9 protein-coding genes are annotated in these 13,221 nt (G+C 60.6%); 4 read left to right on the top strand and 5 right to left on the bottom strand.

The window, feature by feature from the left end; genetic code table 11:
• Positions 1–160: 160 nt before the first annotated feature.
• On the bottom strand, positions 161–643 hold the full coding sequence (locus tag AC07OC_RS17600) for a MerR family transcriptional regulator (RefSeq protein ID WP_218339714.1): 483 nt from the start codon (positions 641–643) through the stop codon (positions 161–163).
• Between the two features lie 79 nt (positions 644–722).
• Between AC07OC_RS17600 and AC07OC_RS17595 the strand changes: the two genes are divergently transcribed.
• A complete protein-coding gene (locus AC07OC_RS17595; RefSeq protein ID WP_218339715.1) occupies positions 723–1,034 on the top strand; it encodes a hypothetical protein in 312 nt (103 codons plus the stop codon).
• Between the two features lie 344 nt (positions 1,035–1,378).
• On the opposite strand, the gene AC07OC_RS17590 is transcribed toward AC07OC_RS17595, so the two are convergent.
• Positions 1,379–2,641, bottom strand: a complete 1,263-nt coding sequence (locus tag AC07OC_RS17590; RefSeq protein WP_494601844.1) for a hypothetical protein — start codon at positions 2,639–2,641, stop codon at positions 1,379–1,381.
• A 585-nt stretch (positions 2,642–3,226) separates the two neighbouring features.
• On the opposite strand from AC07OC_RS17590, the gene AC07OC_RS17585 reads away from it, so the two are divergent.
• Positions 3,227–4,612, top strand: a complete 1,386-nt coding sequence (locus tag AC07OC_RS17585; RefSeq protein ID WP_494601842.1) for a PIN domain-containing protein — start codon at positions 3,227–3,229, stop codon at positions 4,610–4,612.
• A 369-nt stretch (positions 4,613–4,981) separates the two neighbouring features.
• Here AC07OC_RS17585 and AC07OC_RS17580 read toward each other — a convergent pair whose 3' ends face one another.
• A complete protein-coding gene (locus AC07OC_RS17580; RefSeq protein WP_494601840.1) occupies positions 4,982–5,281 on the bottom strand; it encodes a hypothetical protein in 300 nt (99 codons plus the stop codon).
• 183 nt (positions 5,282–5,464) lie between these two features.
• Between AC07OC_RS17580 and AC07OC_RS17575 the strand changes: the two genes are divergently transcribed.
• Entirely contained in the window at positions 5,465–9,454 is a 3,990-nt protein-coding gene (locus tag AC07OC_RS17575; RefSeq protein ID WP_494601838.1) for an NACHT domain-containing protein, read from the top strand.
• Positions 9,455–9,798: 344 nt separating this feature from the next.
• Here the strand turns inward: AC07OC_RS17575 and AC07OC_RS17570 are convergent, their stop codons facing one another.
• Both AC07OC_RS17570 and AC07OC_RS17565 read right to left on the bottom strand, forming a co-directional pair.
• Positions 9,799–10,059 carry a hypothetical protein gene (locus tag AC07OC_RS17570; protein WP_056417505.1) on the bottom strand — a complete coding sequence of 87 codons (261 nt, stop codon included), beginning with the start codon at positions 10,057–10,059 and terminating at the stop codon, positions 9,799–9,801.
• Between the two features lie 213 nt (positions 10,060–10,272).
• Positions 10,273–11,784 carry an AMP-binding protein gene (locus AC07OC_RS17565; RefSeq protein WP_218339718.1) on the bottom strand — a complete coding sequence of 504 codons (1,512 nt, stop codon included), beginning with the start codon at positions 11,782–11,784 and terminating at the stop codon, positions 10,273–10,275.
• A 399-nt stretch (positions 11,785–12,183) separates the two neighbouring features.
• Between AC07OC_RS17565 and AC07OC_RS17560 the strand changes: the two genes are divergently transcribed.
• Positions 12,184–13,215: a YcjF family protein gene (locus tag AC07OC_RS17560; RefSeq protein WP_494601835.1), complete on the top strand. Its 1,032-nt coding sequence runs from the start codon at positions 12,184–12,186 to the stop codon at positions 13,213–13,215.
• The last annotated feature ends 6 nt before the right edge of the window (positions 13,216–13,221 follow it).

Here is a 13,221-nt window from a genome sequence, read left to right as displayed (position 1 = left end):
GGGAAGAAGGACGGGATGGTAGGCGGGGTGGGATAACCGTGGTGGGAGGGGGTTTACTGGCGGGGCAACGTTTCACGGCTGGGTTGACCGACTTGTTCAGCCTGCACCGTCAATGGTTGGTTAGTTGGCCATGCAGGCCCCTGAAACCACGGAGTATCGACTAGCCGCAGCACCGCGCCGATGTGCCAGCCTCCAGCGCCCGCTTGGCGGCCAGGGCCGAATCACTCAGGCTCAAGTCCTTGAGGATGTTGCACTGCGGCGCTGGCCCGCCCACGCATTGGTCGGTGCAGGCCGTCACGAACCTGCTCAGGCTGCGCTCCAGCGCCAACAACTCCGCCAGCTTGGTGCGCACGGTGTCCAGATGCACCTGCGCGATGTCGCGGGCGTGCACGCAATCCATGTCGTCGTTGGATGCGAGGGCCACCAGAGCTTTCGTGTCCACGACAGAAAACCCGAAATCGCGGCAGTGGCGGATCAGCGTCAGCAGCTCTTGCGCATCCTCGCCATACACCCGGTGCCCGCTGGGCCGCCGCATGGCTTCGGGGATCAGGCCCACCTCTTCGTAATAGCGGATGGCAGACACGCTCAACCCGCTGCGCTCTGCCAATGCACCGATGGTCAGCGGCGCGGAAAGGTTGTTCATGGGAAATCCTTGCATCTCAAGCGACTTGAGGTTCTAGAGTCAGTCTATCGGTCTGAACCGATCTTTGAAAGGACTCGCCATGAAGAAACCCCTCCTCGCCACCATCGGCCTCGCAGGCGCGTGCGCCGCCTGCTGTGCGGTGCCCGTACTCATACCCGTGATCTCCGGCCTGTCCGTGGCTGGTTTAGCGGGGCTGGACTGGGATCGTCTGTCGGTCAGCCGTGAGTACCTGGCATCCGCGCTTGGCGTGGCAGTGGCACTGGCCGTCGCACTCGGCATCTGGTTGGCCCGGCGACGGCGGGTGGGCAAGGCGTGTACTTTGGACGGCCGTATGCCCAACGACGATGGAGCCGCGGCTTTGAGGGGGTGTGGGTGCCGTGGGCAGACGTGATGGGGCAGGGCCATGTTTTGTCTGAACTTTGGCAGGGCCGTTGCGCAGGGTTTCGAGCGGTACTCGAAACTGCGCGTTGGAACGGGTTCAGACGCGAGGCCGAGGGTATCGCGTGAAGGCGTCTGGAGATGTGTCTGACGGCGGCTCTGCAGCGATTGCTGCCCCTCGCGTGCAATGCTGGAAAGGCAGCTATGGGGTGCCTGGCCGACACACGCGGAGTCCCGTAAAGCATTACTTTCATTCCAGCATTGAATCCCAGTACAACGCGGCAACCAAGCTCGAAAAACTAGAGATACAAAGGCGAGCATCGGCGACTAACGGCCGTTGCCGCAGATGGTTTGACCCTACTGTGCCTCAAGCTGTAGCTTCTTCACCCAAAGGTCGGTCGTCAGGTTGGGCATGACATACCACTGGCCCTCGGCCATGCTGCGTACCATCACCTCGAAGGACGGGTCCGCGTAAATCATTCTCAGATCTGCCGAGAGTTTGTCGCGACGGCCAGCAACTTCGACTTGGATATCCACCCGGAGCGTGGTGAAGCTCGCGGATGTGTCACAGATGCCGCAGATAACCCAATGCAGCACGCGTATCCCCTTGAGTTCTTGGCGAAGTTGCCCCGCGCGATAGGCCACCGGGCGCTGAGGATAGTCAACGTGTAGCGCAGCGAGTGCTCCATAGTTGGTCCTCTGCAGAAACTGCAAGTACTTTGCGGCGACCGCTTCAGGAAGCGTATCGTCGGCGAGTTCCGCGCATGATTCGTCAATGGCCAAGCCAGCGCGCTCGGGTCTGGGTCGCCACGCTTCCAACGCCGACTTGAGGTCCGCTGTTCGGCGCATGACGGCTGCAATCTCACGGAAGCTGGCCGGCCGCTGTTCCTCTTCTGCGCGGGCAAGTCGCTGAGCTTCGTCCCTCATGCTGACAAAGTAGTCCGTGGTTGCCTGGAGCAGGTTGAGAGCCTTTGCTGCGACTATGGAAAAACCGTAGTTCGGGTTCAGTCCATGGACGACGCCATGTCTAAAAGGGGCCTCAATGGGGGCCTCACTGAGCTTCCGCCGCGTGGACCCAAGCACCTTCAACGCTTCTGCCAGACCGCCCGTGCCGCTAGTCTGGGTATCGAAGACTTCCGCGTCCGCGCCGCCAGAAAATGGATGCTTGCCAGAACTTGTTGTACAGATTCCGTCGATGATGATGAGAATGAGAGGAACCGCACTGAGCCAATCCTCTGCCTTGCACCGTTCGATGGCTCGCTCGTAGATTGCTGCCCAAGGCCGGAACTGGGGCAGATGAAATCTGTAGCCCAACATCCGCAGGGTCTGCTCGTCGAGATGGTGCTGAGTGAGGAGCTGCTCTCCCCGCTCCACGCTGCGCATGGCTAGTTCAGCGAGGACCGTCGATGACATGCGGTCATAGTTCGCCCACCCGAGCGGCACGTACCGCTCCGAGAACAGCGCGATGTTCATCTTTATCTCCTGCACCTCCGCCAATTGCGACTCCACTTGGCGCCAGCTTTCTCGTACCCTGGGGCTGAAGAGGCCGACGGCCTTGGCTACAAGGCGCATTGCGGGCAGCTGAGCCGATATGTGGTCGTAGGGGGTCTTGGGCGGCATGTTCTTAAATCGGATTGTCGACCAGCAACCCTGTTCAAGGCAACGGCCGCGCAGCTCGGCGCAGTGACTGTTGTCGGCACAAGCGCGGTGCTTGATCGGTAGTGGGATCGAAATGCCCCCAATCCGCCATCAAGGTGACGTCGAGACTCAGCCTTCGGTGCTGGGTCGAACATTTAAGCTATGCGAGGTACAGCTGTCCCCGGTTGCGGTTGGGTGATAGTGCTGCGCCGACGACCACATCCCAGGCGCGCGAACTGGCGGCTCCGACCCGTAGCACTAGACGGGCATCGCGTGCCTGCTCTCGCTGGCCGGTCTGGGCAGCTTCTCATAAGAGAATTGAAAAGGCTTGGTCATCGGCCCGTGTCTGGCCTATGGCTCGCACCTGATGCAGGCCGAGACGGGCAAGGAGTACTGGGTGCCGCAGGACGCGGGCAACGTGCTGCGCGTCGTGTAGTGCCAGCCGCAGCCTATTGGCAGCGTCGGCCGCATACGCAGTGACATTGGCATATTCTTCAACTGTCTGAGTTCGTAACAGCTCCCAAAGTCAGACAAGCCGACTGACATTTTTTGCGCCACACTATCTCAATGAGTATCAACTGGCAGCAGTATCCGATCGTAGCGTTTATCGACTCGAACATTGTCCTTGAGTGTTCAGCACTTGGCGCGCTCCCCTGGAAAGAGATCAGTGCAACCGGGCCCATCCTCGTTCTGGTGGTGCCGACTGTGATGCAGGAGGTGGACTCGAAGAAGAACCACGCGCGGCTTGCGGATCATGCCAGACGATTCAATCGAACATTGCGGCCGTTGCTTGAAGGCGAGGCAACCGTCTTAGTCCGAGAGTCGCCTGCACCTCGGGTAGATATCGCGCTGGCTGACTGCACACGCATTGATTGGGAGCAGTACCCTGAGCTTGACCGAGACGAGCCGGATGCGCGCGTAGTGGCGCAGGCACTGTCCGCACACGGGCCGTCTCCGAAGTCACGCGTAGTAGTTAGCCAAGACATTCGTCCTCTTCACCTTGCGAGACGCCATGGACTGAACATTCATCAGGTCAGCGAAACCTGGCTTCGCCCGAGAGAGGTTTCTGAGGCCGAGAAGAAGGCGGCCAATCTTCAGCGCCAGTTGGACGCAATGAAGGATCGCGAGCCCCAACTCTCACTGCATCTGAGTACAAGCCAACCCTCCGTGGATGTGTACCGAATCAGGACTTTGGCATTGGAAGAGCGGCAAGCGATTCAAGAGACCATCATCCGGAATAGTCCCATGCCGGAACAGGAGCACTCGCACTTCACGTCAATCCTGGGCGACTATGACCATACTTTGGACGAGCGCTATACGAAGTGGGAGCGCAACAAGGTTCCTCACTTCGTAAGTGACTATGAGCGGAAAATCGAGCTTAACTACGGGCAGCTCCAGATTCGTTTCCGGATAGAGAACACGGGCAAGGTTCCAGCGGAGTCGTTGCTCATTCGCTTGACGGCAACTGGAGGTTGGTTCAACGAGAAGTACGTGGTCGCCAGTCCTTCAGGGCCTTCCGCTCCGCGGCCTAAGCGGAGGTCTCCAATGGACATTCACATGCCGCAGACGCTGCACGACTCAATCCGATCAATGGCGCAACCAGGCAAGCACGAATTCGTGGTGCTTGATGCGCCAAAGCGGTCAATAGAAGTTCGGATTGCATGCGCGGACTTCCGCCACGGCACGGAGTACGAGTACGCTGTCGTTGGTCGGGCAGATCCGCACGCCGCTGAATTTCGCATTGATGCCGTTGTCACGGCGGCAAACCTGTACGGCGAAGCCGAGGCATCTATCGTAGTGCCGAAGAACCTCAAAGACAGCTCGGTTGCGGACTTGATCGACATGAGCACGATGCACTTTAAACAAGCCCCATATATGGACGGTCATCTTGAAAAGGCAATCAGTGCACGTGACTTCTCGGCCTTTGAATTCGATGGATCTCGGGACAATTGAGCGACGGTGCCCTAGAGGATTACAGAGGTGCACGGCGGTTGGACGTGAGCACCTTGAGCACCCGCTGCAGCGCATTGCTCCGTTACTCCCGGCACGACACGCCAACTGTACTGTCGGCAGGCAGACGCCGAACTTGCACGTGAATTCATTCTTTGTCAGGGTCCACCTAAGGATTCTTTTCGCCTCCCCACACGCGGACCTTTGCCGTTGACCACCACTGGCCGATAGTACACATTCGCAGGCGGACGCAGCACGTCTGCAACCAGCCTGGAACCGCCACGCCTGCGGTCGGTTCTGCAGCGGTTGCCGTCATCTGCGTATTGACGTCGAAAGCGAACAATAGGTTTATAGGAGCCGATCAGTTTTTGGTTAGTCGGGCAACTGTTGATCCGCAAGGTCAGATACTGTCTGCAGTGTGCCCAGCGTCCAGACTCTCAATTGGTTGAGCCCGCCAGTGACCTTCTCAAATTTTCTGGTACTGAACCCGATGTCAGCGTATTGTTGCAGTTTTGAAAGCTGTTCCCGAAAATATGGAGCTTGGGTGCGGCACCCGTTCAGTTTGAATAACAACTGCTTGAACTCGCGGTGGTAGTCGGCATAGGGCCCACCAAAATGGCGGGTTAGTTCTTCAAGACGATCGATGGATTCATGTACTGCAGCTTTGTTCATGGCATTTTCTTCACGTCTACGACACTCTCAATCCCGTAAGAGACTACCTTAGCACCCGAATCCCATATTCGAAATTCACATCGTCTTACCTAACCTGTTGAGACCTTACGTCCACAATACCATTTAGGCTTTCTTAGTCAGGCGATCCCACAGAAATAGATGTTGCTAGTCCCTCGCACATGTGTGGTCCAACCCGACCACCAGGAAGACGCCATTGCCAAGCCCGCGCCATTGGACGACACACAGGCCGTGATGGCCTACGTGTTGTTGGGTGATCCTGGATTGGGTAAGACCGAAGCCTTTAGGCAGCAAGCCGACGCTGTGGGTGGCTACCGCGTCAGCGCAGGTGACTTTCTAGCGCTTGATGATCATCCAGAATTGAGAGGCTCAACGCTACCGGTATTTATTGACGGTCTCGACGAGACGCGCGCAGGTACAGAGGACGGCAGGGTTCCCCTAGACAACATACGCAAAAAGCTGCAGCAACTGGGATGCCGCAGATTCCGCATCTCGTGCCGCGTCGCCGACTGGCTGGGGAATCCAGACGCAGCCAAATTGCAAGCGCTACTCCCCGCAGGCGAAAAGATTCAGGTGTTCACCCTGCAACCGCTGATGCTCGCAGACGTGACAGCCATCCTTCCAGCTAATCATGATATTGCCGATCCGCAGGACTTCATCGCCATGGCTGAACAACATGGACTGACAGCCCTGCTGTTCAATCCGCAGACCTTGGGCATGCTCGCCACCGCAGTCAGTCCGACCAATCGCTGGCCTGAGACGCGGCATGCAGTCTATGCAATGGCGTGCGAGCGTCTGGTGCAAGAGCACAACGAGGAGCACCTCGCCGCGACACGCAAAAGAGCGCCGGATCAAGGACGGCTTCAGCGGGCGGCCGCTTACCTCTGTGCCATTCAGCTGATTGCCGACCTCGCAGGGTTTACCTACTCTCAGAGCCCTCCAGACCGAGTGCTCAAGTTGAACGAGGTGCCAAACCCAGAGCGACTTCCACTGGACGAAGCCTTGGCTAGCCGCTTGTTCAAATCGATTGGGCACGATGTCTTTGCACCTGTGCACCGAACTGTGGCCGAATTCCTCGCCGCACGCTGCTTGGCAGATCGCCTTCAGGAAAAGCTCACGGTGCGACGTGTCCGTGCGTTGATTTGCGGCATGGACGGGGGCATCGTCAGTAGCATGCGCGGCCTGGCCAGTTGGCTGGCATCGATGTCACCTGTAGCGCGGACCACTGTTATACGGCTCGATCCGCTCGGTGTCCTGCTATACGGAGACGCGAAGCATTTCTCCATCGCCGACAAAACTGTACTGATGGACAAGCTTGGTGGGCAAATAGCTGAATCGGCATCCTTTCGCTGGTATGAATGGGAAGGCCGACCGTTTGCGGCGTTGATCACATCGGACATGCAGCCGTTGATCAGCCTGCGAATGGCTGAATCCAATCGCTCGGAGAACCATCAGTTCCTGCTTGTCGCGCTGCTTGAAGGTCTATTTCAAGTGCCACCGGACCCAGTATTGACGCAACTTGTGCTGTCCATGATCCGAGATGCATGTTTGTGGCCGGCCGTGCGTAGCCGCGCCTTGAAGGTCTACCTGCGCTGGGTCGGTGAGAAAGATCCATCATTGCGCAAGTTGCTTACAGATATCGATTCAGGAGTCGTGACGGACAGAGACGATGAACTCCTCGGTGCATTGCTGGATGCGATGTACCCACGTGTACTTTCGTCTGAGGATCTCCCAGCGTTCTTTCATCAACCGAAACAAGACAACCTAATCGGCAACTACCGGATGTTCTGGCGACACAATCTGACCGAGATTAAAGTCCTCGAAGTGATGAAGTTGCTGGACGGCTTTGCTGCGCGGGTAGAACTACGCAGCGGAGACACCTCACGCGAATACGCGGAGGTGTTTGGCAATCTGCTTGCCCGCGTGCTCAAAGACGGCGCCGAAGAAGTCCCTGACGAGCGATTACTGAATTGGTTGGAAGCGTCTTGCGGCGACTACACGGAGAGCTTGCTTGAAAACAGTACCAAGCAGATGCTGCATGAGTGGCTGCAAGCCCGCCCCTCCCGCTATTTCTCGTTGTTGGACATCGCTTTGAATCGATGCGCAAACGACGAGAATCCGGTGCGGTCGGCGGAAGGCCGCCTGCATAGAGCCCCAGCGCCGGCTGGTACGGCGGCATGGTGGCTTTCCAAAGCCCAAGCGACCGAAGATGAGGAACAGGCTAAGGAATACTTCACTCTGGCCGTCCCGCACGAACCCGGGCCCGAGTTGGAAAAGATACTGCTCGCGTGTGAAGCGCTAAGTGAGGCGCGTGGATGGCAAGACTTGCTCACCGATAGGCTTACGTGCAGCTTTGAGCGATGGCAGTGGAGGTTGAACGAGGCGGTACGCCGAAAAGAACGTGCGCTTAGGGCGGCTCAAAGGCACGACCGCTATCGCGCACGGCTGTCCGATTTCTCAGCGTCGCCGGTACCGCTTGGTCTTCTCAGAGAAGTGGCAATAGTCTATGAACATAGACACTATGACGTCGATGGTGAAACGCCGCTGGAGAGGCTGAGCAGTTTCTTTTCTGGCGACCAGGAATTGGTGGAAGCTGCGTTCACGGCGCTGCGCAACACTATTTACCGGGATGACCTGCCATCGGTGGAACAGACCCTAGCCGCCGCCGCTGAAGGCAAGGCGATGGTGCTAAACGTGCCAGCGCTGATCAGTTTGGAACTTGCCTATCGCCAGGATCACGCATTCCTCGATTCGATGTCAGACGGTCACCTTGTTGCTGCAATGGTGGCAGTCCTGGTGCACTCAGTCGAGAACCATGACACCTGGGTGGCAGCAGCCGTCGCATTCCGGCCGCAATGCGTGGCCGATGCTGTAAGTGCCTATCTAATGGCCGCAATGCGATGGAAGATCCGCAGTCCTCATATCACTCATCTCTTTCGCGACCCATCGTACGCGGAAGTAACGAGAAGATGTCTAATGCCGATGCTTGCTCAGTTCCCCATGCGTGCGCGTCCAAATCTCCGACATGCTCTCTCGGACATGCTGCATGTGGCGCTGACGCTGCCTTTGCACGATGAGTTGTTTTCCCTCATCCAGGTTCGGCTTGACGCTCCAAAAGTGGATGGGCCGCAGCGCGCTTGCTGGCTCGCTGCTGGCTTACTTCTCGACCCTGATCGTTACCTGTCGATCGCACAACGCTACTTAGAGCGCCGCCCGCCAGCGGCTCAATATCTCGCTGATTTTCTGTATCACCGGAGAGAGATCCACGGTACTGGCATTCCGCAATCTGCGAGCGTGCTTGGATGTTTGATCGAGCATTTTGCTGCCGGTTGCTCTCCGGCCCGGCCCCTCGGCGCAGGATGGGTTAGCCCTTCCATGGATCGTGCTGAGCTCACCAAACGCTATCTCAACGAGTTGGCCGGTAGACCGGATGCCGAAAGCGCCAAGCAACTAGAGCGTCTCGGTAGCCTGCCTGCACTCGCCGAATGGGCATCCGAATTGCGATCAGCCCGGGTTGCTCAGCAGAGCGTCCGTCGCGACGCTACTTACACCAAGCCCACGTGGGTGCAAGTCTGCGCAACCTTGCAGCAGGGAGCGCCTTCCTGCCCAGCTGAGATTGCCGCCGTTGTAAACGACACACTCGAGGAGCTGAAGGAACAGATTCGCCACAGCGACCTGAACCTAAACCTTCAGTATTGGAATGCCGACTCGCGCAAGAAGCCGACTTCTCCTCGTCATGAAGAGCTTTGTCGCGACACGTTAGTGGATCAGTTGCGCTTTCGGTTGGAGCGATTTGAAATTGCCTGCTTACCGGAAACCCATCATGCCGACGGCAAGCGTTCCGATGTTTGGTGCACTACAGGTATCCTGGGCGGTGTGCCCATCGAGGTCAAGCGCGATCAGCATAGCGAACTATGGACTGCCACTCGAGGACAGCTCATTGCACGCTACTCGACCGATCCAAGAGCCAAGGGCTACGGTATCTACCTCGTGCTTTGGTTCGGGAAATCAGCGGAAGTGCCCCGTCCCCCTACTGGCGTGCGGCCGCAGACCCCCGAGGAGTTGGAGGCAATGCTGGAGTCAGGCTTGTCGACAGACGAAAAGCACTGGGTGACGATTCACGTGCTCGATTGTTCAGTACGTAGCGGAAAATAGAGTTCGCGCTTGCCCGCGACGCTGACCTTAGGGGGAGTACTCGCCTGGAGGGGAGCAGAAGAATAAGACTGCTGCCGCAACTTGCCCTGTAGTCCCCTGTTTGACGAAACGAGTAAGAAGTGTCGGCTTTGTCTGCGCTAGCCGTCAATCGAAGGCTAGTCGGAAATGGCCGCAACCAGCCTATATCGGTAGTTGGCAAATGCGCCCCGGCCTCTAACTCCCCTTGCGATTCTGTCTTCAACACATGCTCATCACTGTTCATGGAAGCCTTAGCCGCGTAACAAGGAACAGCCGTCAAAGACACGCATTAAATCGCCCATTGACCCAACGCTAGCCAGCTCCCATCACCCCGCAACCCGCATCAACTCAGCCTTCGACAAAATCACACACCGCTGGCGGGTCTGCTGGTACTTGCGCAATGCGGCGTCCTGGATGCGCTCGATGTTGCGGCCCACGGCCTGGGCGAGGGATGCAAAAGCGCCGTGCACGCCCAGGGTGTGCTCCAGCATGGCGCGGTCCAGGCGGACGGAGAGGTCGTGGCCTTGCGCGTCCAGGTTCACGATGATGAGGCCGGGTTGCGCTGCATCGGAGACGATCTGCATCATGGTCGGGGAGATAAAACGAAGTGAATTGGAGGGTTGTGCCGATGAGCTGTTGCCGCTCGATTCGGACACACGAAGCCCGCAACTTTAGGGACACCGGAGGCCACCGCTTGTAGGACCGCAACGGAACCGCCCACAAGTGGCGCATATTTGGCTGAATAGGCGCATGGAGAGCAGCGATGAACCGGTGCTTCATTGCCACCGCATACGACGCGGCTACCCACGCAGTTCCGTCTTCAACACCTTGCCGTAGCTGTTCTTCGGCAACCCTTCCACCCACCGATACACCTTCGGCCGCTTGAACCGCGCGATGTGTTCCCCGCACAGCGCGTCCAGCAACGCATCCTCCACCGGCCCGCCCTCGCCCGCCACCAGGTAGGCCACCACCACCTCGCCCCACTCAGCATCGCGCTGCCCCACCACGGCCACCTCGCGGACCTGGGGGTGCAGCAGCAACACCTCTTCCACCTCGCGCGGGTAGATGTTGCTGCCGCCGGAGATGATCACGTCCTTCGACCGGTCCTTCAGGGTCAGAAAGCCATCGGCATCCAGCGCGCCCAGGTCACCCGTGTGCAGCCAGCCGGCCTGCAGCGTGCGGGCCGTCGCGTCGGGGTTGTTCCAGTAGCCGGGCATGACGGTGTCGCCGCGCACCAGCACCTCGCCGGTGTCGCCGGCGGGCATGGGCTGGCCTTGGGCGTCGACCACGCGCACCTCCACCAGCGACTGCGCCACGCCGACCGAGGCCATGCGGTCGGCCCAGCGGGGGTGGGTGGTGTCGGCCAGGTGCGCGCGTGACAGCGCGGTGATGGTCATGGGGCTTTCCCCCTGGCCGTAGATCTGCACGAAGCGATCGTCGCCCATCACGGCCATGGCGGCGCGCAGGTCGTCGGCATACATGGGGCCGCCGCCGTAGATGATCGTTTTGAAGCCCGATACGTCGGCACCCGCAGCGCGCACGTGGTCCACCAGGCGGTGCACCATGGTGGGCGCGGCAAACAGGGTGAGCTGGCCCACCGATGCGGCCAGCTGCACCAGCTCGGCGGGGTCGAAGCCGCCGGACACCGGCACCACGTGCCGCCCGCCGCGCAGCACCTGGGCGTAGTTGTACAGACCCGCGCCGTGCGACATGGGCGCGGCGTAGACCATGGCGTCGCCGGGCAGCACGTCGTCCACGTCGGTGAAGTAGCAGGCCGTCATGGCCAGCAGGTTGCGGTGCGTCTGCATCACGCCCTTGGGCCGGCCCGTGGTGCCCGATGTGTAGAACAGCGACGCCACGTCCTCCGGGGCGCGGTCGTGCACGGGCATGGGCGCATCGTGCTGCACGGCTGCATCGTAGGCGGCGCAGCCCAGCAGCAGGGTGGCTGCAGGGTCTGCGCCGGCCTCGCGCGCGGCGGGGTGCAGGGCCTCGGACACCAGCGCCACGCGCGCACCGGAGTCGGCCAGCACGTAGGCCAGCTCCTTGGCGTGCAGCTTATAGTTGACGGGCACGGACACGGCGCCGGCCCACACGATGGCGTGCAGCGCCTCCAGGTACTCGGGCGCATTGGCGGCGTAGATGGCCACGCGGTCGCCGGGCAACACGCCGTAGCGTGTACGCAGGCTGGCGGCCAGCGCGGCGGTGCGTGCGCCCAGCGTTTGGTAGTCGAAGAGCACACGGTCGCCGTGCAGCACGGCGGGCTGGTGGGCATGCAGTTGCGCGCTGCGGCGCAGCAGGTGGGCGATGTTCATCGGACGCCCCGCGCGCCGGGGGTGGTGGTACCTGCCCTACTGGTACTGCCGGTACTGCCCGTACTGCCCGTACTGCCCGTACCGCTTGTATTGCTTGCCCTGCTGGTCGTCGCCGCTTGCCGCATGCCTTGCCTCCTTGCCATGAGACAGCCACTGTACGCAAGAGAGGCCCGGGCGCACAGTCGCTCCACTACGCAAGGGGAAACCCGGGTGGGCCGCAGGGCTGGCAGCCGGCGCCGCGATGCACCTGGTTACCAGATGCCCGCAATTCCCCACAAGCCGTGGCGTTGAAAGCGCGCACCCTAGACTGCACCTGACTCCGCACGCCGCCCCACCGCCTTCTGGCACGGGCAGCGTGCCAGCCCCCCTCCATTTCACGGCCTTGCAGGCCCGCACCCCATGACTCCAGAACAGCAAAAATCCATTCTCACCATCGCCTTGCTGGCCGCGTTTGCGGACGGCACCAAGGACGACGCCGAGCGTGAAGAGATCCGCCGCATCGCCCAGTCGCTGGCGAGCGACAGCGGCATGGCCGACCTGCCGCGCATCTACCAGGACGTGCTGCTCAAGCGCACCACGGTGCAGGCCGCCGCCGCCGCGCTGACCGACCCCGGCCACCGCCAGCTGGCCTACGAGATGGCGGTGTGCGTGTGCGACGTGGACGGCCGCCAGACGCCGGCGGAGGCGCAGTTCCTGGCCACGCTCAAGTCCGCGCTGCAGTTGGGCGCGCAGCAGACCGCCGCCTTCGAGCACGAGGCCGATGCGCTGGTGGATGTGGCCGAGAAGGCGCCACCCTCGGCCGTGCCCTGGGGGGTGGCGGGTGCTGCCACCGGTGCTGCGGCCTATGCAGCCGCCGCGTCGGCGCCTTCTTCTTCGTCGTCTGCATCCGTGCCGGTGCCCGCACCCGCAGGCCCGGGCGATGCCGAGCTGGACAAGTCCATCCTGAACTACGCGATGCTCAACGGCGCTCTGGAGCTGCTGCCGCAGTCGTGGGCGTCGATGGCCATCATCCCGATGCAGGTGAAGATGGTCTACGGCATCGGCAAGGCGCACGGCGTGGAGCTGGACCAGGGCCACATCAAGGAGTTCATCGCCGCGGCGGGCGTGGGCATGACGTCGCAGTACCTGGAGCAGTTTGGCCGCAAGCTGCTCGGCGGCCTGCTGGGCAAGGTGGCGGGCCGCACCATTGGAGGCGTAGGCAGCGCGGCCACCGGCATGGCGTTTTCGTTTGCCACCACGTATGCGCTGGGCCAGGTGGCCAAGCGCTACTACGCGGGCGGCCGGGTGATGAGCACCGCCATGCTGCGCGACAGCTTTCAGAACCTGCTGGGCCCGGCCAAGCAGATGCAGTCGCAGTACCTGCCGCAGATCCAGCAGAAGGCCGCCACGCTGGATGCGGGCAAGATCATGGCCATGGTGCGCGGCGCCTGACCCACG

This window comes from Acidovorax sp. GW821-FHT10E04, from assembly GCF_059415185.1.
This window is presented reverse-complemented; position numbering and strand designations above follow the sequence as displayed.

Bases quoted from the DNA above. Each gene is read 5' to 3' on its own strand.
- AC07OC_RS17560 (WP_494601835.1), top strand. From the start codon at position 12,184: ATGACTCCAGAACAGCAAAAATCCATTCTCACCATCGCCTTGCTGGCC.
- AC07OC_RS17580 (WP_494601840.1), bottom strand. From the start codon at position 5,281: ATGAACAAAGCTGCAGTACATGAATCCATCGATCGTCTTGAAGAACTA.
- AC07OC_RS17600 (WP_218339714.1), bottom strand. From the start codon at position 643: ATGAACAACCTTTCCGCGCCGCTGACCATCGGTGCATTGGCAGAGCGC.
- AC07OC_RS17570 (WP_056417505.1), bottom strand. From the start codon at position 10,059: ATGATGCAGATCGTCTCCGATGCAGCGCAACCCGGCCTCATCATCGTG.
- AC07OC_RS17565 (WP_218339718.1), bottom strand. From the start codon at position 11,784: ATGAACATCGCCCACCTGCTGCGCCGCAGCGCGCAACTGCATGCCCAC.
- AC07OC_RS17585 (WP_494601842.1), top strand. From the start codon at position 3,227: ATGAGTATCAACTGGCAGCAGTATCCGATCGTAGCGTTTATCGACTCG.
- AC07OC_RS17595 (WP_218339715.1), top strand. From the start codon at position 723: ATGAAGAAACCCCTCCTCGCCACCATCGGCCTCGCAGGCGCGTGCGCC.
- AC07OC_RS17590 (WP_494601844.1), bottom strand. From the start codon at position 2,641: ATGCCGCCCAAGACCCCCTACGACCACATATCGGCTCAGCTGCCCGCA.